Origin of the sequence: [Empedobacter] haloabium (assembly GCA_008011715.2) — a bacterium.
GTDB classification, from domain to species: Bacteria; Pseudomonadota; Gammaproteobacteria; order Burkholderiales; family Burkholderiaceae_D; genus Rugamonas; species Rugamonas haloabia.
This window is the reverse complement of sequence record CP136508.1, coordinates 2,788,573-2,811,712: the sequence shown is the minus strand read 5'-3', so window position 1 is coordinate 2,811,712 and position 23,140 is coordinate 2,788,573. Positions and strand designations below refer to the sequence as shown.

Genomic DNA, 23,140 nt, shown 5'->3' with positions numbered 1-23,140 from the left:
AAAATTCCTTGGAATTTTTTCACCACGGCGGCGCGATTTCTGCGAGAATCCCGGTTCTTTTTTTCGGGCGCGGACCGCGCCCCGTATTGGCATCCCGCCGCCCGCCAGGCCCAGGCCCACGCGTGCAGCGCGCCCAGCCCGCTCCGGTCATCGAATGACCCGGGGCGGTTCTTCTTTTTGGAGACATCATGAAATTTCGTTTCCCCATCGTCATTATCGACGAGGACTTCCGTTCCGAGAACACGTCCGGCCTGGGCATTCGCGCCCTGGCCGCGGCCATGGAGAAGGAAGGCATGGAAGTGCTGGGCGTGACCAGCTATGGCGACCTGGCGCAGTTCGCGCAGCAGCAGTCGCGCGCCTCCGCATTTGTCCTCTCCATCGACGACGAGGAATTCGGCGGCGGCTCGATCGAGGAAACCGACCATGCGCTGAAGTCCCTGCGCGCCTTCGTCGAGGAGATCCGCTACAAGAACGCGGACATCCCGATCTACCTGTACGGCGAAACGCGCACCTCGCGCCATATCCCGAACGACATCCTGCGCGAGCTGCATGGCTTCATCCACATGTTCGAGGACACGCCGGAATTCGTCGCGCGCCACATCATCCGCGAAGCCAAGTCCTACCTGGACGGCCTGTCGCCGCCGTTCTTCCGCGCCCTGGTGCACTACGCGAACGACGGCTCGTACTCCTGGCACTGCCCGGGCCACTCGGGCGGCGTGGCGTTCCTGAAGTCGCCGATCGGCCAGATGTTCCACCAGTTCTTTGGCGAGAACATGCTGCGCGCCGACGTCTGCAACGCCGTGGAGGAACTGGGCCAGCTGCTGGACCACACCGGCCCGGTGGCCGCCTCCGAGCGCAACGCGGCGCGCATCTACAACGCCGACCACTGCTACTTCGTCACCAACGGCACGTCCACCTCGAACAAGATGGTGTGGCATTCGACGGTGGCGCCGGGCGACATCGTCGTGGTGGACCGCAACTGCCATAAGTCGATCCTGCATTCGATCATCATGTGCGGCGCGATTCCCGTGTTCCTGATGCCGACCCGGAACCACCTGGGCATCATCGGACCGATCCCGCTGGAAGAGTTCACGATGGAATCGATCCAGAAGAAGATCGAGAACAACCCGTTCGCACGCGACGCCGCCAACAAGAAGCCGCGCATCCTGACCATCACGCAGTCCACCTACGACGGCGTGGTGTACAACGTCGAGACGCTGCGCGAAATGCTGGACGGGAAGATCGACACCCTGCACTTCGACGAAGCCTGGCTGCCGCACGCCACCTTCCACGACTTCTACAAGGACATGCACGCGATCGGCAAGGACCGCCCGCGCGCCAAGGAGTCGATGATCTTCTCGACGCAGTCCACCCACAAGCTGCTGGCCGGCCTGTCGCAGGCCTCGCAGGTGCTGGTGCGCGAGTCGGAGTCCGTCAAGCTGGACAAGGATGCGTTCAACGAAGCCTACCTGATGCACACCTCCACCTCGCCGCAGTACTCGATCATCGCCTCGTGCGACGTGGCCGCGGCGATGATGGAAGCGCCGGGCGGCACCGCGCTGGTCGAGGAATCGATCCTGGAAGCGCTCGACTTCCGCCGCGCGATGAAGAAGATCGACGAGGAATGGGGCCAGGACTGGTGGTTCAAGGTCTGGGGTCCGGACACTTTCGCCGAGGAAGGCATCGGCACGCGCGAGGACTGGATCATCCGCGCCGAGGACGACTGGCACGGCTTCGGCAAGCTGGCACCGGGCTTCAACATGCTGGACCCGATCAAGGCGACCATCGTCAACCCGGGCCTGTCGCTGGAGGGCCAGTTCGCCGACTCCGGCATCCCGGCGTCGATCGTCACGAAGTACCTGGCCGAACACGGCGTCATCGTCGAGAAGTGCGGCCTGTACTCGTTCTTCATCATGTTCACGATCGGCATCACCAAGGGCCGCTGGAACACGCTGTTGACCGCGCTGCAGCAGTTCAAGGACGACTACGACAAGAACGCCCCGCTGTGGCGCATCCTGCCGGAATTCTCCGCCGCCAATCCGCGCTACGAGAAGATGGGCCTGCGCGACCTGTGCCAGCAGATCCACGACTTCTACAAGGCCTACGACGTGGCGCGCCTGACGACGGAGATGTACCTGTCCGACATGATCCCGGCCATGAAGCCGTCCGACGCGTTCGCCAAGATGGCGCACCGCGAGATCGAGCGCGTGGCGATCGACGACCTGGAAGGCCGCATCACGTCGATCCTCCTGACGCCATATCCGCCGGGCATTCCCCTGCTGATCCCGGGCGAGCGCTTCAACAAGACGATCGTCGACTACCTGCGCTTCGCGCGCGACTTCAACGAGCGCTTCCCCGGCTTCGAGACGGACGTGCACGGCCTGGTCAAGCGCGAGGTCAATGGCAAGCGCGATTATTTCGTCGACTGCGTCAAGCAGTAAGCCCGTGCTTCCAGCATAGGACGGAAAGGCGGCTTCGGCCGCCTTTTTTCTTGCGCCGGTTTTCCAACCCGTGGCGTCAGGCACCTGTGCTCCGCCTGCCGCGCTACATTCGGCGACAAATTCGCGACCCGCGAGGTGCTAATTAATACAGGTAACGGGCCGGCAGCGCTGCTATATTGAAGCGGTGGATGCTGGTGCGTGAGGCCGCGATGGCACTGTCGATCTGGATGCAGACGTTGGGCACGCCGGCCCGGGGCGCCGAACCGATGCTGCGCGATGCCCTCGATGCCGCCGGCATCGCCGTCCAGGCGCAACCCGCGCGCGGTTTCGGCGTGCTGTTGTGCGGCGGCTGCGGCGGCGCGGCCGACCGGCTGCAGGCCGTGCAGGCGCTGGCCAGCCAGGCGGCCGTGCTGGCCGTCGATTGCGCACCGGAGCCGCTGGCGCCGGACGCGATGTGGGGCATGCTGGATGCCGGCGCGACCGACCTGCTGCCCTTCAGTTCCGCCGAGTTGTGCGCGCAGCAGATCGTGGCACGGCTGCAGCGCTGGGATGCCGTGCAGCGCCTGATGGCCTCCACCGCCGTGCAAGGCTGGCTGGTGGGCGACAGCCCGGTGTGGCGCGCGCTGGTGCACAGCGTGGTCGAAGTGTCCGCGTTCACCCAGTCGCCCGTGCTGATCACGGGCGAGACGGGCACCGGCAAGGACCTGATCGCGCAACTGATCCATAAACTGTCCGGCACCACCGGCGAGCTGACGGTGCTCGATTGCACCACCCTGTCGCCGGAACTGGCCGGCTCCGAGCTGTTCGGCCACGAGCGCGGCGCCTTCACGGGCGCCACCAATGCGCGCGACGGCGCGTTCGCGATGGCGGACGGCGGCATCCTGTTCCTGGACGAGGTGGGCGAGCTGCCCCTGCCGCTGCAGGCGCAATTGCTGCGCGTGGTCCAGGAGCACAAGTACAAGCGGGTGGGCAGCAATATCTGGAACCCCAGCCATTTCCGCCTCGTGTGCGCCACCAACCGCGACCTGGAGGCGGACGTGGCGGCCGGCACCTTCCGCGCCGACCTGTATTACCGCATCGCCGCCTGGCGCTGCCGACCGCCGCCGCTGCGCGAGCGCAAGAGCGACATCCTGCCGCTGGTCGAGCACTTCCTGCGCCAGCTCGACCCCAAGGGCCAGGGCCGCCCGCTCGACCCGGCCGTGCGCGAGTACCTGCTGGCGCGCGAGTACAAGGGCAATGTGCGCGACTTGCGCCAGACGGTCGCGCGCATCTGGTACCGCCACGCGGGACCCGGCCCGCTGACGATCGGCGACGTGCCGCCGGACGAACGCCTGCACGGCGCGCCGGCCTGGCCCGACCAGCCGTTCTGCGACGCCATCCGCCACGCCGTCGACCGCGGCGTCAGCCTGGCGCGGCTCGGCCAGGCCGCGGCCGACCTGGCGATCCGCATCGTGCTGGAGCAGGAAGGCGACAACAACCAGCGCGCGGCGCAGCGGCTGGGCGTGACGGACCGCGCCCTGCAGATTCGGCGCAAGGCGGCGCGGGACGACCAGGCAGCCGATCGCGGCTGACTGCGAAGTCATCCCTCGGTATTATTTTTTTGCTATCATGCCCGCTCCAAAAAATAACCAGGAGTCAACATGACTTGCAAAAAAGTAGTTGCTGGCGCGATCGCCAGTGTGCTGGCGCTGTGGGCGGCCGGCGCCGCGGCGCAGGAGTGCGAAGCCACGTGCTTCCAGAAGCGCTGGGTGTACTGGGGCGGCAACCTGATGGTCACGGAGCGCGACAGCGCAGGCAGGACGCCCTTCGAGAACTTCAATGCCCTGCTGCCGACGATCAAGGCCGCGGGTTTCAACGGCGTCGCGCTGAACCTGGGCGGCGACGGCAGCTATGTCCAGCTGGTGAATCCTGAGACGTCCGCCGACCGCAAGAAAGCGATCAGCGACCGCATCAAGCTGGCGATCGGCAATGCCAATGCGGCCGGCCTGGAAGTCATTCCCATCGGCGGCCACCCGGAGCTGGTCAGCCAGTTGCGGCCGGACCTGATGGAGGCGTTCCCGACCACCACGCTGTACAAGGCGCAGTCCGGCGTCGCCAGTGTCGTCAACGCGGGCAAGAACCTGTTCGCCGAGCCAGCGGGCTTCGAAGTGGATGCCTCCGGCTGGGCCGTGGACGCGTTCCAGCCGACCTACGGCGCGGGCGTCGAGATCGATCCCACCGTCGGTCACGAGAGCGCCCGCGCGATGCGGATGCAGAGCTGGCGAGCCTTGCCAGCCGGTAAAACTTGGGCTGCCAGCCGCCTGTACCGCAAGCTGACCCTCAAGCCGCACACGGCCTACCAGATCTCGTTCTGGCTGAAGCCGGGCGCGATGACGAAGCCGGAAAAACTGCAGTTCTTCATCCAGACGGCGGACGGCCGCCCCGACGCGCCGCTGTACCGCCATGCCAGCCAGGGCCTGGGATGGGGCTCGACGCCGGACGGCAACTGGAACGCCGAAGGCAACACCACGAAGTTCGTCGCCCAGGCCAAGGCCGCCGCCGCCGGCAATCCCACCTGGCAGCAGTACAACGTGCAGTTCAACAGCGGCAATTTCACCGAGGCGTACGCCTACTTCGGCATGTACAACGTGATCGAGGGTGCCAACACGGTGTGGATCGACGACATCAAGCTCGAGGAGATCGGCATCACGCATCCGGTCGAGCGCGGCCAGGGCGACTACGTCGTGACACGGACCAGCGACGGCAAGGTATTGCCCTCCACGGATTACACCGTCAACGGCGCCACGCTGACCATCCACAACAAGGACATGGCGAATGCGGACCTCAAGGTAGCATGGCGCCAGTCGCCGTCGCGCATGTTCAAGGGCGTGGCAGCTGTCGCCTGCGACGGCGGCGACTTCTACCGCGTGCAGGAAAACTACTACGCCAACGCCATCGCGCCGCTGTTCAACAACCAGATCCCCAAGGTCGTCACCGGCAGTCCGAAGAAGTACTTCATGTACTACGACGAAATCCCGGTGCTGAACTGGGAGCAGAACGATGCCCGCTGCAGCCGCAGGTCGGCCGGCGATTATCTCGGCCACATGGTGCGCGGCGTGCAGAACCCGCTGGAGAACGCCGGCGTGGAAACGCTGACGTGGAACGACATGTTCGATCCGAACATGAACGCGATCGCGCGCTACTACCAGGTCAACGGCAGCCTGCTCAAAACCGGCGCCACGACGAGCTTCAAGAGCGGCAACGCCGATATCGACCTCCATCCCGATACCGTCATCGTCAACTGGACCGGCGGCGAGGAGCTGACGGAAGCGGCGCAGACGAAGCGGCGCGAGTCGCTGCTGTACTTCCGCGAGTATCCGCAGGTGATCGCCCTGTACTACGAGAAGAAGGACACGACGACCGCCTGGCTGAACGCGCTGACCGCCGCCTATGAGAAGGAGAAGACGCTCGACACGCCCACGTCGCTGAAGATCGACGGCATCATGTACACGACGTGGTTCAACAATTACGGCGACCTCGCTGCGGTGGCGGAGCAGATCCGCAAGTCGCCATACGCCAAGCATTGGCCGAAGCCTCAGCAATAAACCATCGCGGGCAGGCGGCGTTGGCGGCGGCCGCCTGCCCCGCCGTCAGCCGGTGGCGCGCCCGATCAGCCGCAGGAAGTTAGCGCCGGTGATCAGCGCCTCGTCCGCCGCCGGCAACCGCAGCAACCGGATCTTGTGCAGTTCCAACCCCGGATGCAGCCACGGCCCGTCCGAGCCGAACAGCACTTTGTGCGGCCCGGCCCTACGCACCGCCTCGGCCAGCAGGTCGAAGCGGCGGATGCCGGAGCTGTCCGTGTAGATGTTCGGATGCCGCACCAGGTGGTCGATCAGCGCGAGCTGGGCCTGCCACTGGTCGGCGAAGCTGCCCAGGTGCGGCAGGATGAAGTTCACGTCCGGGTATTGCGCCGCCAGCAGTTCGGCCACATGCACCTCGCCCATCGGGTCGTACAGCACCGGCAGGCCGAAGGCGCGCGCGGCCTCGCAGATCTCGCCGCTGATCGGCGCGTCGTGCCGGTGTACCTTGATGCCGACGAAGCCATACTGTTCCACCGCCACCCGCACCATGGCGTGGATGCGCCCACGGTCGCGCGCCGCGTGCACGAAGGCGAAGCCGTAATAGCGCTCGGGATGGGCCGCCACCAGCGCGGCCAATGCCTCGTTGGCGACCGCGTAATCGGAGTGGAACGCGGCCAGCAGTACGCTGCGCTCGATGCCGGCCGCCACGGCGCGGCGGCGGTAGCGGCCCAGCGCGAGATTGCTGTCCCATGGGCCGGTCAGGCCGTCGCCCGGACCGGCGTGGCAGTGGCTGTCGATGATCATGGCTCACGCCCGGCCCGGCAGCTCGATGGCCGGCGCGTGCTGGCGCAGCGCCCGCAGCACGGCTTCCTGTGGCGAGCCGCCCTGCGCGGCCTGCTGCGCGGCGCTGCCGGCGATCCGCACGAAGCGGCGCGCCATCTCGAATTCCTGCTGTTCCATGTCCATGCCCTCGAACTCCATCTCGAGCGCTTTCGACAGCGCGGTGCCGGCCGCGCGGCCGATCATGGTGCCCACGCCAGGAATCGGGATCATCGAGCCGAGCGCGCCGCCGACGAAGGGCAGCGCCGTCTTGGCGAGTCCCTTCAGCGCGCCACCGAGCGGCTTGGCGACCTTGCCGATGGCCGATCCCACCTTCCTGATGCCCTTCCACACGCCCTTGAAGACGTTGCCGAGGAACTGCTCCAGCTCGGCCTCGTTCGACACCGACAATAACTCCATCGTCAGCTCCAGCTCCTCGGCCTCGCCGAACGGGCGCTCGCCCTGCCAGGATGCGCCGCTCCAGCCGCCCTCCTGCTGGAACGGCAGGATTTCAAACGTTTCGCCACTCGTGCGGCACTGGCCGCAGCAGCACTGCTTCGCATGCATGATGTTCTCCTTGCTAGATGAATTGCATTTCGCTGACCTGGTTGGTGGTCTCGCCCCGGTTGTGCGGCAGCAGCATCTGTGCGTTGATCGCCTTCTCGATGGCGCGCCGCTGCGCCGCCGACACGGCCGGCTGCGCCACGAACAGCCGGTAATTGCGCAGCGCCACGCCCAGCACGGCGCCGCCCAGCATGTGCTTGCGAATGCGTTCCTGCAGGTCGGCCGTCTCGCCTACGTAGGCCAGCGGGCGCCCGCCCTTGCGGAACACGATGATGTAGATGCCCGGGCCCGTCACCCTGCCGGCCTTGCGAAACGCGGCCAGCGTGCCCACGTCGCGGAAGGTGATGCCGGGCGCATGGGTTGTGAGCACGTTGGCTAGCCTGGGCGGGATCTCGTCCTGCGGTTCGACACCGCCGTCGGCTGGCGGCGCCAGGTCGACGGCGTCGAACGCCGGCGCGCCGGCCGGGGGCTCCCACGGGTCCGCGGGCACCGGTGCCGCCCAGGGGCCGGGATCGCTGACCATCACGCCGTATGGCCAGCCGCCGTAGACCGGCCCCCAGTAGGGCCCGCGCGGCCAGCGCGGCCGCGGCCCAGGTTTCGGCGCGGGCCGGGAACGGGTCCTCCCCCCACCCGGCCGCACGCTGCCGCGCCCGCCGCCGCGGCCGCCATGGCGGCCGCGTTCTTCCTCCAGCTCGCCCAGGCCATCCGTCAGGCCTGGCCCGAACGGCAGGGTCTCGAACTGCTCGCCTTCGTATTCGTCTTTCATGTCAGCCCCCTCAGCTCCCGTGTCACGATCCGCACCGCTCGTGCGATGTCCGCCGGCGCGTGGTCCGCCCGCAGCAGAAACGTCAACCGTCCCTGGCCGGCGCGGCATTGCGGCACCGCCAGCACGCCCGCGTGGCGCAACGCGGCGTGCGCTTGCACCAGGTTGGCGTCCGGCCGCAGTGCCAGCCACTGCACCGGGAACGCCCCGCCGCGGCACGGCAGGCCGGCTGCCCGCAGCGCGGCACGGAACTGCGCCACCCGCTGCGCCAGCGTGCGCCGCAGCGCGTCGCCGCATACGGCGTTCAGCCGCAAGGCGCGCCGCGCCGCCACCACGACGGCGCGCGACGGCGGGCTGGCATGCAGCCGCGTGTCGCTGGCCCGTTCGAAGCGCCGGATCCAGTCGGCACTGCCCGCCAGCACCGCGACCGGCACGCCGAACGCCTTCGCCAGCGAGGCGCCGGCCAGCACCGGCAGCGCCTCGATGCCATGCCGCCGCAGCGAACCGCCGCCGTGCCGGCCCAGCAGGCCCAGGGCTTGGGTGTCGTCCAGCAGCAGCAGGCCGTCATACCGCTGCGCCAGCGCCGCATAGGCCGCCAGCGGCGGTGGCCCGTCCGCCCCGGGGCTGTAGCCGTCCGCCAGGATCAGCGGCCGGCGCCCGGCGCGGTGCCAGGCCAGCGCCACCCGACCCAGCTCCGCCAGGTCGCCGGAGCGGAAGGACTGCAACGGCAGGCCCAGGCCCGCCGCCCGCTCCGCCCCCCAGCGCGCCACCGGGTAAGCGGCCGCATCGACCAGCACTGCAAAGCGCTCCTGCCCCAGCATGCCGAACAGGTCCCAGAACAGGTGCAGGGTGGACGGCAGCAAGGTGGCCGCCGCGCAGCCCTGCAGCCGTGCCAGCGCCACCGCCACGGCGCGCGCGCCCGGCACCTCCTGCAGCGCGGCGGGCTTGCCCAGCGTGAGGGCATCCCAGCCGTCCAGCGCGCGGCCGGGATGGCGCAGCCCCAGGTACAGCGCGCTCGTGAAGTCCAGCGGCCCGTTGCCGTTCACGCGCTGCGCTGCTGCTGCGCGAGGCGCTGGCGCAGCAGCACCGAGGGCAAGGTCGCCTCGCCGGCCGGATTGCCCGAGTCCACCGACAGGTCGACCCCGGTGGCGGCCCGGTAGGCGTGGATGTAACCCTGCGCCTGCGGCCGCCAGAAGCGTGCCCAGTTGAATGCCTGGGTGGCCTCGTACACATCGCTCCAGTGGCCGAAGCGGATCGACAGCAGCAGCTGCTCGCCGAAGATGGCCAGGTTACGGAAGTGCATGACGCTGGTGTCGCTCCACATCTGCAGCTTCTTCATCGCGTCGACCCGGTCCATCCACGGTTCCGGATAGGCCACCATCACGCGCGTGGGCAGGAACTCGCGGAACTCCGGCCGCGCCAGCAGCCACTGCTGCATCAGCATCTCGATGCGCGCCGTGGACGGCAGGTCGCCGTACTGGTTGTGCGCGCCCTGCGACAGGATCAGGTGCACCTCCTTCAGCGCGTTCAGGATCGGGAACGCGTCGGCCTTGACGGTGGTGTCGTCGTCCTGCTTGTAGAACTGGGTCAGGAGGCGCAGCAGGTGGTGGAAGGCCTCCAGGAACTTCGAACGGCTGTCGGCCGGCTGCGTGTGGCGCACCGCCTTGCCGTCCAGCCGCATGCCGTAGTGGTGCAGGTACTCGTAGTTGCGCCGTACCACCGTCAGGCGGTGCTGCTCGTCCTGCGTATAGCCCCACAACAGGTTGTTCAAGGGCCGCAGCATGTCGATCTCCGTGTTCGCCAGCGGGTCGTTGACGCTGGGGCCGCGCAGGTTCTGGAAGCGCTGCGTGATGACGTTCATGGTCTGCACCAGCATGCCCTCCTCCTGCCAGTAGTTCCAGATCAACTCGATCATGCAGGGATTGGCCAGGCGATCCTGGATGATGCCGAAGCACAGCTCGGCCTCCTCGTTCTGGTTCGGCACCAGGATCGGCACGTCCGGCAGCTTGCGCCGGATCACGGCCAGGTAGGGCAGCATCTTGGTGCCGCCGACCGATTCCAGGTAGTCCTGCACCAGTGTGTCTTCCAGGCTGCCGCTGGCGGGAATGTCGCGCCGGTCCAGGTAGGCGTTGTCGTTGACGGGGTCGAACGCATAGGGCGAGCGCAGCACGCCGCAATTGACCATCACGAACGCTTCCGTGGCCGCCTTCAGCACGCGGTACGCTTCCGAGTCCGTGAACGGCAGCGCGCGCCGGCCCTTCAGGTTGTGATACGCCGCCGTCTTGGCGCCGAAGCGGGCCTTTTCGAACGGCACCGCGGCGCTGTCCCCCGCCGGGGTGCAGAACAGCTGGTCGAGAAAGTCCATGTAATTGTTGAACGACAGCGCCTCGGTGCTGTTGCGGATCAGGGTCCACAGCGCCAGGTCCTCGGTCGGTTCCGTCTCGGTGCGCGACAGCGATACGCCGATATTGCCGGAGATCGGCTGCGGCGTGCGCTCCTCGGCATCGAACGAGGACGACAATCCCAGCCGGGCACCGTCGCCGGCGGCGTCCGACGCCGCCATAATGCCCGGGGTGGAAACGACGCCGCCGGCGCGGCGCGCGAACACCAGGTCGGCCGCGAAGCGGTAGCGCCCCGGCTTCCTGATCATCTGCGCGGCCGAGTAGGCCTGGCCGCTGCGCGGCTGCCACAGCTCGTCCACTTCCAGCACGACCTCGTTGCCGACCGCCTTGTCCATGCCGCGGAACACCACGTCGACGATGGCGCGGTTGCCCACGAAGGCGCCGTCGGTACGCTGGCTCTGGCCCGGCGGCTCGAACCACAGCTGCATCTCGGGGTCGATGTCGAGCTCCATGAACAGCTCGTGCAGGGCGCCCTGGTCGACCTTGACCTGGCCCACCACGGGCCGGTTGTCGGCGAACGGCGTGACGTGGTCGAACAGCACGAAGTGCACGCCCGGTTCGAGATTGGAAAACGTGACGATGCCGTGCTCGCCGGTACGGTCCACCTTCAGTTCCTCGTGCAGGGTCGGCTCCCAGTTCACCAGCTGTGCCTCGCCCGACGTCTGCAGGATGATGCCCTGGGCATCCCTGCCGTGATACAGGCGCAGGCTGGCGCCGACCAGCGGAATGCCGCTGGCCCGGTCGCGCACCGTCACCTTGATCGTTCCATGCTGCTGCGCGGGGCCGGCCGCGCTTGCCCTGGCCATTTTCCTGGTACTCATGTCGCTCTCCTAGAAAGGTGTTTCCTCATGCTGTCAATCGCTGCCCTGCCCGCAATGCGCTGCGCATGGCCCACTGCGTCAGCAGGCGCTCCAGCAGCACACTCTCGTCCTCCGGCGCCAGCAGGCCGTCGGCCCTGGCCTGGCCGATCACGGCCAGCACCAGCGAAGGCGCGCTGTCGTACATGCGCTGCGGCGCCAGGTGCCACCAGCGGAACAGCCGCGCCAGCACGGCCGGCTGGCGCTCGCGCACCGCCATCGCTTCCGCCAGCGAGGCGCCGCGCAGCGCGCGCGGCCGGTGATTCGCCAGCAGACCGGCCATCGCCGGCAGGCTGGCCGTCAGTTCGCGCAGCAGCCGCTGGTCCTGCGGCGCCAGGCCATCCGTCGGGTAGTAGGCATCCCAGGTGGCCTCGATACGATCCCATTGCGGGTGCGGATACAGCAGCCGCCCCAGCGCGCAACTGAGCTTGACGCGCAACCACGGCACCGGATGCGGGTCGTCGGCATTGAGCCGGAACACGAACACGCGCGGCAGGCTCAGGACGCCGATCAGGCCCAGCGTCGCCACCACCCCGACCCGCGCCAGCGACCAGAAATCGGCCACCACCTCGGAGACCCAGCGCTCCCACAGGCGCCACACGTGCGGCGGACCGCTGCCGCCGTGCTGCAAGGCCTGCAGCACGGGCCGCAGCGACGCCACCAGATCGAGCAGCGCGGCACCCTGGTGGCCCACCTCGTGCACCAGCGAAGAGGCGATGCTGCTGCCGATCATCCGTTCGCGCGGCACGCGGATGATGGCGACCGGGTTCTCGCCTCCGCCTGGCAGCCGGGTGCGTGCGCGGCGGATCGCCGCGCCCGGGCCCCGGTCCAGGTAGCACACCAGCGGCGGCGCCTCGAAGTAGCCGCCCGGCAGGCGCAGCGCGTCCGCCGAGACCACGTCCAGTCCGGCCAGCCAGACACCGTTGCCATGCTCGCTGCGCTGGGTGACGACGTCGATGAACAGGTCGAACTGCGTCAGCGCGGCGTTGAACTGCAGCCGCACGAACGTGAACCGACGTTGTGCCTGGGCCGCGCTGGCGCGCCGTCCGGCCGGGCCGCGCAGCCAGGCCAGGAACTGCCGGACCAGCGCGCGCAGTCCGCGGCGGCCCAATGTCAGGTGGCGCTCGATGGCGGCCTGGGCGGCGTCCGGCAGGCTCGCTGCCGGCACCATCGGCTCGATCAGCGCGAAGGGCTGCATGCGGTCCACCCGGTTCAGCAGCGAGCGCGCTTCCTGGGCCAGCAGCCAGGCGGCATACGGACGCATGATCGTCAGGCGCCGTACAGCACGATCTTGCGGCCCTGGCGCACCCAGCGCCCGCTGCGGCCGCCGTTCGCGGCGGCGCCGCCAGCCAGGCCGCCCATGCCGCCCTGGCGCCCCTGGCTGCCGCCAAAGGAACCGGACTGGCCACCGCCGGCGCGGCCGCCCTGGCCCAGCAGGCCGGGCGCGAACTGCTTGGCTGCCGCCGTGGCGGCCTGCTGCGCGATCTGGCGCGGGTCGCCGCCACGGGCCTGCGCGGCCTTGTTGACGGTGTCCGCCGCCAGCCGCACGAAGGTCTTGGCGCCCTCGAACTCACGGTCCTCGCCGGACAGCTCGCCCTCCGCTTCGAGCCCCAGGGCGCTGCCCGCGGCCGAGGCCAGGCCGCTGCCGATCTTGGCGCCCAGCGGGCCGCCGAAATAGCCGCCGATGGCGCCGCCGGCCAGCGGGATCGCCTTCTTGGCGACGCCCTTCAGCACGCCGCCGACGGCCTGGCCGATCGGCGAACGGATCACGTTGCCGGCCACCGAGGCGGCCTTTTTCAGGAAGTTGCCGAGGAACTGGTCCAGCTCCTGTTCGTTGCTGACGGAGAGCAGCTCGTTGGCCAGCTCCATCTCGTCCGCCTCGGACAGCAGGCCGCCGCCCTCGCCGGACCATTCGCCCTGGCCGCCTTGGCCAAACTCGTACTGTTCCATTTCAAACCCGGTTTCCTGGCCAAATTCCAGGGTCGTGCGGTCGATGTCGTGCATGATGAACTCCCGTTTCGGTTGAATACTGCGGTCAAAAGAACTCCGGTTGCTGCCAATTGACGGGCTGGAATGCGCCGCCTTCTTCGTTATGCCTGGTGATCCGGTCGCGCTGGCGCGACCTGCGCCCCGGCTGGGCCGCGGCCTGGCGCAGCAGCCCGGGGGCGTGCCGGCGCGCGGCATGCAGCAAGGCCAGCTGGGCGGCCTGCGCCGGCCCTTGCCCGCTGCGTGCCCGCGCCTCGTCCAGGGCGTCGCCGGCCAGCCGCACAAAGCGGCGCGCCACTTCGAATTCCTTGTCCTCCGGGCTCAGCCCCTCCAGCTCCAGGCCGAAGATGGCGGCCGCCTTGCGTTTCAGGTCGCCCGGGGCCCGGGTGCCGTTGAGCGGGAAGACGAGCCGGGCCGCGCGCCGCAGCGTGACGGCGATCGGCTGTGCCACCGGAGCGGCGCTGCCGCCATGCGCGATCAGGTCGTACAGCACGCTGTCCAGTGCCTGCGGCGACTGCGCTTCCAGCAACTGCGCGGCGAACGCCATTTCGCCCGCTTCGTCGTGGCCGGCGCCGGGCACGGCGCCGAATTCCATTTCAGGCTTGTAGTCGATCAGGCGACGGTCCATGACACGCTCTCCGGCTGGCGGCACCGCGAAGTGCGGTGCCCAATCGGAGTAGTGCAAACGGTGTGCCAGCGCGCCGGCGGGGCAAAAGCGCGGGAATCGGCGACAGGCGCCGAAATGGACTTCGCCCGGCACGGCGGCCGGGCGAAAACGGGCGAAACGATTTTCGCCGCGGGGGCAAGCCGCGTCAGGCGACGACGGCGACGGTCAGGGTAGCGACATAGCCGTCGCTGGCATTGCCGCTCATCGTGGCCAGCTGCAGCGCATGGCCGTCGCTGAAGACGTTATCGGTGGCAAAGCTCATCTGCGCCAGGTTGCGCACGCTGGTGGCATAGCCGGCCGTCGCGTACACCTCGTTGCAGGTCGCCAGCGGGAAGGTGAACTGCGAGGTCTTGATGCGATTCGCCGCGCTGGCCGCCTTGGCCAGGGTCGGGTACACCTCGAAATGCACGTGCGGCATGCGGCCGGCATAGCAGCCCGGGAAGATCGTCGTGAAGGCGAGGTCGCCGTTGGCGTCCGCCTCCTGCACCCCGCGCAGGTAGTTCTGGTTCGTCACGCCGGACGAATACAGCGAGTAGTTGCCGTCGCGGTCGCAGTGCCACAGGTAGACGGCGAAGCCGCCCGCCGCCGTGCACGCGTTGTTGGCATTGATGATGTGCAGCTTGATCGTCAGCGGCACCCCGGCCGCCGTGCCGCTGGCCGCACCGAAGCTGGCGCGGATGTCGCTGCGCACCACGCCGCTCTGCGTCAGCACGTTGACGACGCCGCCGCGATTGCTGTTGGTGCCGTCGGCCGGATACGGTCCACCCGTCTCCTCGGGGATGACGGCGCAGCTGCCGCTCGCGCCCGTCCCCGTGCTGGTGCCTGTGCTGCCCGTGCTGCCCGTGCTGCCCGCGCTGCCCGTGGTACCGCTGCTGTCGGTCGCGCCGCCGCTGTCGGTGCTGGCGGACGAGCCGCCGCAGCCCAGCAGCGGCAAGGCGGCCGCGCCGGCGAACAGCCAGCGCAACGACTGGCGGCGGCCGGCGGCCGTGTTCAACATGGCCTGCAGGTCGTGCGCCAAGCCGTGATCGTGATGTTCCATGGGTCTCTCCGTGTTCTCAAGGGCGTGCTGGGCGGCCCGGCCGTGCTTTCGCTTCCTCGACCTGCTTGCGCTGCTCGGCCGTCAGCACGGCCAGCACTTTCTGCTCCGTGCGCAGGTGCTGCAGCGTGATATTGGCCATGGCCTGGGCGGACGCCTGCGCCAGCTTCGCCGCCGCCGCGTCGTCGTACTTGGCCGCGCCGTGCAGCGCGAACAGCGCCCGCTCGGCCTTCTCGTGCGCCTTATGCTGTTCGCGCAGGTACGGTGCCTGGGCGTGCAGGATCGCAAACACCTTGTCTTCCTGGGTTTCGGTCAACTCGAGACCGCGCAGGAACGGCACGGCGCGACCCGGCGCTCCGGACAGCCAGCATGGCGGCGCGGCATGCGGGCCGCGCGGGCGGCCGAAGTCGTCGCCCCCGCGCAGGGCCTCCTGGCGTGGCGGCAGCGGCCGCGTCTCCGGCGCCCCTGCGTCCTGGAAACCGCGCGGCGCTGGCCCGCCGTCCTCGCCGTCCACGGCGGCGTGGCTGGCCAGCGGCAGCGCCAGGGCGGCGGCGGCCAGCATGGTTAGCATCTTGTTCATCTTGTTCATCCGGCACTCCTGTTGATTGCATGGGAGCCGCCATTGTTGGTGCGACCTTTGTAAAGCGCCGTCAGCCGCTTGTAAAAGCAGGTAAAAAAAACAGGTAAAGGGGAGCGGTGTAAAAGCGGGTAAAACGCCGCGCGCACTCGCGCCGCTGCGTTATCATGGCCCGACCACATAGACCCACAAGCAGCGATGAATGGTGTAACGAGCAAGGTTTTGCTGATCGACGACGACGTCGAACTGGTCGGCATGTTCCAGGAATACCTGGAGCAGGAAGGTTTCGCGGTAAAGGCGGCCCATGACGGCGAGGCGGGTACCGCCTGCGCGCTGACGGGCCAGTATGCCATCGCCATCCTGGACGTGATGATGCCGCGCATGAACGGACTGGAAACGCTGCGCCGCATCCGCGCGGCCAGCCGCATGCCGATCCTCATGCTGACGGCCCGTGGCGACGATACCGACCGCATCGTCGGCCTGGAACTGGGCGCGGACGACTACGTGACCAAGCCCTGCACGCCACGCGAGCTGACGGCGCGCATCCGCGCCATCCTGCGCCGCACCCAGGGTTCGCCGCTGGACCAGCTGGCGTCGGCGCCGCTGGTGGTCGGCCAGCTGACGATGTGGCCGGAACAGCGCCGCGCCACCTGGGCCGGCGCGACGCTGGAGCTGACCAGCACGGAGTTCAACCTGCTGGAAGTATTGGCGCGCAATGCCGGCAAGCCGGTCAGCAAGAACACGTTGTCGGAACAGGGCCTGGGCCGGCCGCTGGCGCGTTTCGACCGCAATATCGACGTGCACCTGTCCAGCCTGCGCCACAAGCTGGGGACCCTGGCCGATGGGCGCTCCTGCCTGCAGACCGTGTACCGGATGGGTTACCAGCTGATCCGCGATTGAGAGCGCGCATGGGCCGCCTGTTCTGGAAGTTCTTCCTGTCGATCCTGCTGGCGCAGGCGGCCGCCACCGTCGGCATCGGCGGCGCCCTGTGGCTGAAGAACCGCGCCAGCGCGCAGGAACGGCGGCTCGACATCGACACCGGCCCGCCGGCCGAACTGGCAATCGAATCGGCCGCCGCCACGCTGGACGCGGGCGGCCCGGCCGCCCTGGCCCGGCTGCTGGAAAACATGGGCCGGCACCGCGTGTTTGCCGTGGACGGCAGCGGCAAGGAGCTCTTGGGCCGGATCGTCGATGCGACGATGCTGGCCGAGGCGCGCGCCGTGCTGGCCAAAGGCGACACCCGGGTGGTGCGCCGGATCACGCTGCCGAACGGGCGCCAGTATCTGCTGTTCGTGCCGGCGCGTGCGCGCCAGGGCGGACTCGAGGCGCGCGGCAGTGGCCTGGCCGGCATGGTTCCCCACCCGGGTCCACCACCCGACGGCGCGCGCCCGCCCCGGCGCGATGAGCGCCGGCCCGGCCCACCCGGCGCGCGCTTCCAGCCCTTGACGCCGTTCGTGCCGCTGGCCGCGGCGGTGCTGGCCAGCCTGTTGTTCGCGGCGCTGCTGGCATGGTATTTCGCCCGTCCGATCCGCGCGCTGCGGCAGGCGTTCGAGGCCGCGTCGCACGGCGACCTGGCGCCCCGTTTCGCCCGCGTGGGCCGCGCTGGCGACGAGCTGAGCGACCTGGGACGCGATTTCGACCGCATGACGGCGCGCCTGCGCCGCCTGATGGACGGCCAGACCCGCCTGCTGCACGATGTCTCGCACGAGCTGCGCTCGCCGCTAGCGCGGCTGCAGGCGGCCATCGGCCTGGCGTACCAGAAGCCGGAGCGCATGCTGGCGTCATTGCAGCGCATCGAGCGCGAGAGCGTGCGCATGGACAAGCTGGTGGGCGAACTGTTGACGTTGTCGCGCCTGGAGGCCGGCGCGCTGGCGGCCAGCCGGCAGGAGATCGACGTGGCCGAGCTGCTGTACCAGATCGTGGCGGACGCGCAGTTCGAGGCCAGCGCGCAGGGGCGCGCGGTCGTGCAGGAAGGCGAGGCGGAGGTGACGATGCTGGGCGAACCGGACCTGCTGGCGCGCGCCATCGAGAACGTGGTGCGCAACGCCATCAAGCACAGTCCCGTGGGCGCCACGGTGGTGGTCGCTGCGCAGGCGCCCGGGCCGCGGCTGGAGATCCGCGTGCTGGACCGCGGTCCCGGCGTTGCCGCAAGCGACCTGGCGACGATCTTCCAGCCCTTCTTCCGCAGCAGCGGCACGGAAAAGGACGTCGAAGGCCACGGCCTGGGCCTGGCGATCGCCCAGCAGGTGGTGCGCCAGCATGGCGGCACCATCGTCGCCAGCAACCGCGACGGAGGCGGCCTGTGCGTGGAAATCGTGCTGCCGCTCGACTGAGCGGCAACGGCCTGGCAATCAGGCCTTCGGCAAGGTCACGCCGTGCTGGCCCTGATACTTGCCGTTGCGGTCCTTGTAGGACGTCTCGCAGATCTCGTCGCTTTCGAAGAACAGCACCTGGGCGCAGCCCTCGCCGGCGTAGATCTTGGCCGGCAGCGGCGTCGTGTTGGAGAACTCCAGGGTCACGTAGCCTTCCCATTCCGGTTCGAACGGCGTCACGTTGACGATGATGCCGCAGCGCGCATAGGTCGACTTGCCCAGGCAGACGGTCAGCACGTTGCGCGGGATGCGGAAGTACTCGATGGTGCGCGCCAGCGCGAACGAGTTGGGCGGGATGATGCAGACGTCGCTCTTGACGTCCACGAACGAGTTCGAATCGAAGTTCTTCGGATCGACGATCGTGCTGTTGATGTTGGTGAAGACCTTGAATTCGTCGGCGCAGCGGATGTCGTAGCCATACGACGAAGTGCCGTACGAGATCACCTTGCGGCCCGCCTCGGCCCGGATCTGGCCCGGTTCGAAGGGCTCGATCATGCCGTGTTGTTCCGCCATCTTGCGGATCCATTTATCGCTTTTAATCGTCATCTGCTGTTCAATCGTATCGTTTGCCGAAAGGCCGCGCCAGGAATGGCCGCGGCCGGATGGCAGCGATTTTACGCGATCGAGGCCGATCTTTCGACAATTTTAGACGCCAGCAGCTCGGCGATCATCGCGCGGATCGCTTGCGCCGTCAGCGCCGGCGCCTCCATCGGGAACAGGTGCCCGCCCGGCATCATGCGCAGGTGCCGGCCGACCAGCGCGCGCGTGGCCTCCAGCCCGGCCATGCGGTTCTCCTCGGATGCGACGCCGGCCAGGTAGCCGGCCGGTACCGGCAGCCCGCGCGCCACCAGCTTGCCGATATGGTGCGGCAGCGATTGATAGACGGCGGTTTCGCCTTCCCGGGTAAAGCGCAGGCGCACGCCGTCCGCGCACGGCTCCAGGCCGGCGTCCAGGTAATCCTGCAACACGCCGGGCGCCCAGGCCGCGAACAGCTCCTTGCTGGCGAAGTGGCGCATGGCGTCCTCCACGCTGGGCCAGCAGTCGCGCCGCTTGACGGACAGCCGTGCCGGCGACAGCCGCTCGCCCAGCCCCATGGCCTTGGCCACGCGCCAGACGGTGGCGCGCCAGCCCGCCACCACGGGCGAGTCCAGCATGACGACGCAGCGCGCCAGTTCCGGCCGCCGTGCCGCCGCCATCAGGCTGAGCATCCCGCCCAGCGAATGGCCGACCAGGATCACGGGCTCGCCCCGGTAGCGGCGCTCCAGCTCATCGATCAATTCGTCGACCAGGCGGTGCCAGCCATCCCCCACCGGATAGTGTGGGTTATGGCCGTGCATGTCGAGGGCGCCGACCTCGAAGTCGGCCGCCAGCAGCTCGAACAGCTGGCGGTAGGTGCCGGCCGGGTAGCTGTTGGCGTGCGAAAAATGCAGTTTCGGTTTTGTCATGCAGGCGATTGTAGGGGCAATGCGGGGGAAAGTTTGGTGGGGGTATTCTAATGGGTGGCGTCAGCGGGCGTGCCAATAGCGGGGCTGGGCCTGCCGCTGGGCTGTCATGCCGACGGCCCCGTCCAGCAATAGCGTCACGGCCCCCGCCTCGTCCGTCCGCACCCGCTCCACGCCCAGCGCCCCATAGCGCTCGTACACCGCGGCTTTCGGATGCCGGTAACGGTTGCGGTAGCCCACCTGGAAGACGGCCACACGCGGCCGCACGGCGGCCAGGAACGCCGGCGTGGACGAGGTGCCGCTGCCGTGGTGCGGCGCCAGCAGCACGTCGGCCCGCAGCCGCGCGCCACGCGCCAGCAATTCGGTTTCCTGCGCCGCCTCGATGTCGCCGGCCAGCAGCACCGTCCCGCCGGGCGCGCCGATGCGCAGGACGCAGCTGCGCGCGTTCGACTTGATCGTACCGTCGGCGTGGCTGGCCGCTGTCGGATGCAGCACGTCGAAGCGGATGCCGTCCCAGGTCCAGCCCTGGCCCGCGGCGCATGGCACCTGGCGCGGCGCTGCCTGCACGACCGGATGGGCCGGCGCCAGCGACGACAGCAGCCAGCCGGCGGGCACCGCGCGCAGCAGCGACAGCGCGCCGCCCACGTGGTCGGTGTCGCCATGGCTGACGATGACGCCGTCGAGCCGCTCGATGCCGCGCCAGCGCAGGTAGGGAACGATGACGCGGCTGCCCGCGTCGGCATCGGGACCGTAGGCCGGCCCGGTGTCGTACAGCAGGCGGTGGCCGGACGTTTCGACCAGCACGGCCATGCCCTGACCCACGTCGAAAGCGACGATGCGCAGCGTGCCCGCTGCCGGCGCGTCCGGCTGGGCGGCCAGCAGCGGCACCCAGGTCGCCAGGCCCAGCCAGCGATTGGGCCAGCCGCGCGGGGCCAGCAGCCAGCAGGTGCCGGCCAGGGCCAGCGCGAAGGTCCACCACGCCGGCGCCGGTGCCGCCCACACGGCCAGGCGGCCGGCGCTGAGCCAGCGCAGCAGCGCCGCCAGCAGTTCGACGACCGCATGTGCCGTCAGGAGCAGCGGCGTGGCAAGCGGCTCGGGCAGCACGCCGCCCGCCAGGGCCAGCGGCGTCACCAGCAGGCTGACGACCGGGATCGCGATGGCATTGGCCAACGGGCTGACTACGGAGACCTGGGCGAACAGCAGCATCGTCAGCGGCACCAGCCCGAGCGTCACCGCATACTGCGTCAGCGCGGCGCCGTGCAGGGCCTGCATCAGCCGCTGGCGCCGCGTCAATGGACGGCCGCGCCGGGTCTGGTCAGGCGGCGCGTCGGCGGCCGGTGCCTGCTTGTAGACGGCGGTGCGCCCCACGGTCGCGTACAGGATCAGCGCCACGGCGCCGAACGACAGCCAGAACCCCGGCCACATCACGGCCCATGGATCGAGCAGCACGACGACGCCGGCCGCCAGTGCCAGCACGTGCGTTACGCCCGGCAAGCGACCTGTCCACAGCGCCAGCGCGACGACGCCCAGCATGTACAGGGTGCGCTGCGCCGGCACGCCGAAGCCGGCCAGCAGCACGTAGCCCAGGGCCGCCAGCATGCCGGCCAGCGCGGCCACCTTCTGCGCCGGCAGGCGCAGGGGCAGCTGCAGGGTGGGCATCAGGAAGGACCGGCGCCACAGCCAGGATGCGATACCGGCCACCAGGCCAGCAATCATCGTGATGTGCAGGCCGGAGATCGACACCAGGTGGCCGATGCCGGTGCGGGTGAATACCTGCCAGTCGGCCTGCCCGATGCCGCGCTGGTCGCCGACCACGAGCGCGACGATGACGCCGGCGTACGGCCGGTCCGCCAGCGCGGCCAGGATACGCTCGCGCAACCGGTCGCGCGAGCGCTGCACGAAGTTGTGCGGCGTCGGCACGAACGCGGCCAGTCGCCGGTTCGGACCTTCGCTGCGGACGTAGCCCGTGGCACGCACGCCCTGCTCCAGCAGCCACAGCTCGTAATCGAAGCCGCCCGGGTTGGCGTTGCCGTGCGGCCGCTGCAGCCGCACCTTGAGTTGCCAGCGCTCGCCCGGGCGCACGGCCCGCGTCGGGCTGCCGTCGCTGCCGTACCAGGACAGCGCAATGCGCGGCGGTATCGCCATCTTGGCGGGCGCCAGGACATCTTCCAGCGCGAAGTGAAAGCGGGTGCTGCCCTGACTGGGGGCCCGCAGGCTGTCGATGGTGCCGATGACGGTCGCATCGCGGCCTTCGTCTTGCGGCGCCAGGGCTGGCGCAAGCGCTCGAGCCGCGACGATGGCGGCCCAGCAGAACCCCGCCAAGGTGCCAGCGGCGATGCGCAGCAGCGAACCGGACGTTCCGGTCCGACGCCACTGCAATGCGAGCGTCGCGCAACACAGCAGCGCCGCGCATGCCAGCATGGCCGTACCGGGCAGCGCAGACTGCAGTTGCAGCAACGCGCTACCGCCCACGAAGCCGAGGATTGCACCGCGCATGCCTGCCCCTGTCGGTGGCGCCCGCGCGCCGAGGCTGTCACGATAGGCCGGGCGGCGGCCGGTGCGCTTGCGCTGGCTCAGATGCCCGCGCTTGCGCCTTGACTCAGGTACTCCCCCGCTCGATCAGCTGGAATCCGGTATCCGTCACCTTCGGCAGGCGTCCTGGCGCGGCACCCAGCCGCTCGAGAATGGCCTGGGCCGCCAGGGCGCCGATGGCGACGCCGTCCACCTTCACGCTGGACATCGGCGGGTAGGTATGGGCGGCGAAATTGAGGTCGCCGAACCCCAGCACCGCCAATTGGTCCGGCACGCGCAGGCCACGGCTGGCCGCTTCCGTCATGGCGCCTTGCGCCAGGGTGTCGGAACTGCAGACGATCAGTTCGATGTCCGCGTGCGCTCCCAGCAGCCGCGCGCAGCCCTCGCGCCCCAGTTGCAGGCTGGCCGGCACCGGTACCGTTTCGATCGCCACCACGTTCAGGCCCTGGCGTGCCAGCGCCGCCTGCAGGCCCAGGTTGCGGCGCGCGGCGCGCGGGTCGTTGGCGGTCAGGATGGCGATGCGGCGGTAGCCCTTTTCGACCATGCGCGCCGCCACCGTGTGCCCGACCGCTTCGTGCGAGAAGCCCACCAGCATGTCGATCGGATGCGGCGTCATGTCCCAGGTCTCGACGATGGGGATGCCTGCGCCCTCCAGGCGACGCCGCGTGTTATCGGAATGCAGCGTGCCCGTGACGATCAGGCCATCGGGTCGCCGGCTCAGCACCGTCTCGACCAGGATCTCCTCGCGCCACAGCTCGTAGCCGGCCAGGCCCAGCATCAGCTGGTAGCCGCCTTCGGTCAGCTTGTCGCTGGCCGCCTGCACCATGTCGGCGAAGATCGGATTGGCGACGGTGGGCAGGATCAGCGCCACCAGCTTGCTGCGGTCGGCCGCCGCTGGTGCCGGCCGGCTGCGCGCATAGCCGGTCTCGCGCACCGCGGCCTGGATCTTCGCCAGGGTACCGGGCCGCACCAGGTGCGGCTGGTTCAGCGCGCGCGACACCGTGATCGGCGAAACGCCGGCGACACGTGCGACGTCGTTCAGGGTCGCGCTGGTGATGTGGGGCTCGTCGCTCTGCTGTGGGTCCATGGTCGTTGCGGTCTGGCGAAACGACGATTCTACCC

Annotated in this window: 19 protein-coding genes; 5 read left to right on the top strand and 14 right to left on the bottom strand. The window is 69.2% G+C overall.

Features of this window, described 5'->3' with window-relative positions; translation table 11 throughout:
- Positions 1–188: 188 nt before the first annotated feature.
- The 3 genes from E7V67_012365 to E7V67_012355 all read left to right on the top strand — a co-directional run bounded on the left by E7V67_012365 (position 189) and on the right by E7V67_012355 (position 6,025).
- Entirely contained in the window at positions 189–2,441 is a 2,253-nt protein-coding gene (locus E7V67_012365) for an arginine/lysine/ornithine decarboxylase (GenBank protein ID WUR15861.1), read from the top strand.
- A 188-nt stretch (positions 2,442–2,629) separates the two neighbouring features.
- Positions 2,630–4,012 (top strand): sigma 54-interacting transcriptional regulator, encoded by a 1,383-nt coding sequence (locus E7V67_012360; GenBank protein WUR15860.1) that lies wholly within the window; start codon positions 2,630–2,632, stop codon positions 4,010–4,012.
- Between the two features lie 69 nt (positions 4,013–4,081).
- Entirely contained in the window at positions 4,082–6,025 is a 1,944-nt protein-coding gene (locus E7V67_012355) for a hypothetical protein (protein ID WUR15859.1), read from the top strand.
- Positions 6,026–6,070: 45 nt separating this feature from the next.
- Here E7V67_012355 and E7V67_012350 read toward each other — a convergent pair whose 3' ends face one another.
- From E7V67_012350 to E7V67_012305, 10 genes are all read right to left on the bottom strand, one after another.
- The gene (locus tag E7V67_012350; protein WUR15858.1) at positions 6,071–6,805 is read right to left on the bottom strand and encodes an amidohydrolase family protein; all 735 of its coding nucleotides are present in this window, start codon (positions 6,803–6,805) and stop codon (positions 6,071–6,073) included.
- A gap of 3 nt (positions 6,806–6,808) precedes the next feature.
- A complete protein-coding gene (locus E7V67_012345; GenBank protein ID WUR15857.1) occupies positions 6,809–7,387 on the bottom strand; it encodes a hypothetical protein in 579 nt (192 codons plus the stop codon).
- Positions 7,388–7,400: 13 nt separating this feature from the next.
- The gene (locus E7V67_012340) at positions 7,401–8,150 is read right to left on the bottom strand and encodes a GIY-YIG nuclease family protein (protein WUR15856.1); all 750 of its coding nucleotides are present in this window, start codon (positions 8,148–8,150) and stop codon (positions 7,401–7,403) included.
- A complete protein-coding gene (locus tag E7V67_012335) occupies positions 8,147–9,193 on the bottom strand; it encodes an aminotransferase class I/II-fold pyridoxal phosphate-dependent enzyme (GenBank protein WUR15855.1) in 1,047 nt (348 codons plus the stop codon). The genes E7V67_012340 and E7V67_012335 overlap by 4 nt, the downstream gene beginning before the upstream one ends.
- A complete protein-coding gene (locus E7V67_012330; GenBank protein ID WUR15854.1) occupies positions 9,190–11,370 on the bottom strand; it encodes an 8-amino-7-oxononanoate synthase in 2,181 nt (726 codons plus the stop codon). Before E7V67_012330 ends, E7V67_012335 begins: the two co-directional genes overlap by 4 nt.
- 25 nt (positions 11,371–11,395) lie before the next feature.
- Positions 11,396–12,670: a hypothetical protein gene (locus E7V67_012325; protein WUR15853.1), complete on the bottom strand. Its 1,275-nt coding sequence runs from the start codon at positions 12,668–12,670 to the stop codon at positions 11,396–11,398.
- Positions 12,671–12,675: 5 nt separating this feature from the next.
- Complete coding sequence (locus E7V67_012320) at positions 12,676–13,410, bottom strand: hypothetical protein (GenBank protein ID WUR15852.1); 735 nt, start codon at positions 13,408–13,410, stop codon at positions 12,676–12,678.
- A gap of 31 nt (positions 13,411–13,441) precedes the next feature.
- Positions 13,442–14,020 carry a hypothetical protein gene (locus E7V67_012315; protein ID WUR15851.1) on the bottom strand — a complete coding sequence of 193 codons (579 nt, stop codon included), beginning with the start codon at positions 14,018–14,020 and terminating at the stop codon, positions 13,442–13,444.
- 184 nt (positions 14,021–14,204) lie between these two features.
- Positions 14,205–15,098 carry an intradiol ring-cleavage dioxygenase gene (locus tag E7V67_012310; GenBank protein ID WUR15850.1) on the bottom strand — a complete coding sequence of 298 codons (894 nt, stop codon included), beginning with the start codon at positions 15,096–15,098 and terminating at the stop codon, positions 14,205–14,207.
- Between the two features lie 16 nt (positions 15,099–15,114).
- The gene (locus tag E7V67_012305; GenBank protein ID WUR15849.1) at positions 15,115–15,684 is read right to left on the bottom strand and encodes a Spy/CpxP family protein refolding chaperone; all 570 of its coding nucleotides are present in this window, start codon (positions 15,682–15,684) and stop codon (positions 15,115–15,117) included.
- Between the two features lie 186 nt (positions 15,685–15,870).
- Here E7V67_012305 and E7V67_012300 point away from each other — a divergent pair, with 186 nt between their 5' ends.
- Together E7V67_012300 and E7V67_012295 are read left to right on the top strand one after the other, a co-directional pair.
- Entirely contained in the window at positions 15,871–16,572 is a 702-nt protein-coding gene (locus E7V67_012300; protein WUR15848.1) for a response regulator transcription factor, read from the top strand.
- Between the two features lie 8 nt (positions 16,573–16,580).
- Positions 16,581–18,005 carry an ATP-binding protein gene (locus tag E7V67_012295; protein ID WUR15847.1) on the top strand — a complete coding sequence of 475 codons (1,425 nt, stop codon included), beginning with the start codon at positions 16,581–16,583 and terminating at the stop codon, positions 18,003–18,005.
- Positions 18,006–18,023: 18 nt separating this feature from the next.
- Here E7V67_012295 and dcd read toward each other — a convergent pair whose 3' ends face one another.
- The 4 genes from dcd to E7V67_012275 form a co-directional block, all read right to left on the bottom strand.
- Positions 18,024–18,590: a dCTP deaminase gene (gene dcd, locus E7V67_012290; protein WUR15846.1), complete on the bottom strand. Its 567-nt coding sequence runs from the start codon at positions 18,588–18,590 to the stop codon at positions 18,024–18,026.
- Positions 18,591–18,658: 68 nt separating this feature from the next.
- On the bottom strand, positions 18,659–19,489 hold the full coding sequence (locus E7V67_012285; protein ID WUR15845.1) for an alpha/beta hydrolase: 831 nt from the start codon (positions 19,487–19,489) through the stop codon (positions 18,659–18,661).
- Positions 19,490–19,549: 60 nt separating this feature from the next.
- Entirely contained in the window at positions 19,550–21,982 is a 2,433-nt protein-coding gene (locus tag E7V67_012280) for a DNA internalization-related competence protein ComEC/Rec2 (GenBank protein WUR15844.1), read from the bottom strand.
- 103 nt (positions 21,983–22,085) lie between these two features.
- Positions 22,086–23,105 (bottom strand): LacI family DNA-binding transcriptional regulator, encoded by a 1,020-nt coding sequence (locus E7V67_012275; GenBank protein ID WUR15843.1) that lies wholly within the window; start codon positions 23,103–23,105, stop codon positions 22,086–22,088.
- Positions 23,106–23,140: the final 35 nt, after the last annotated feature.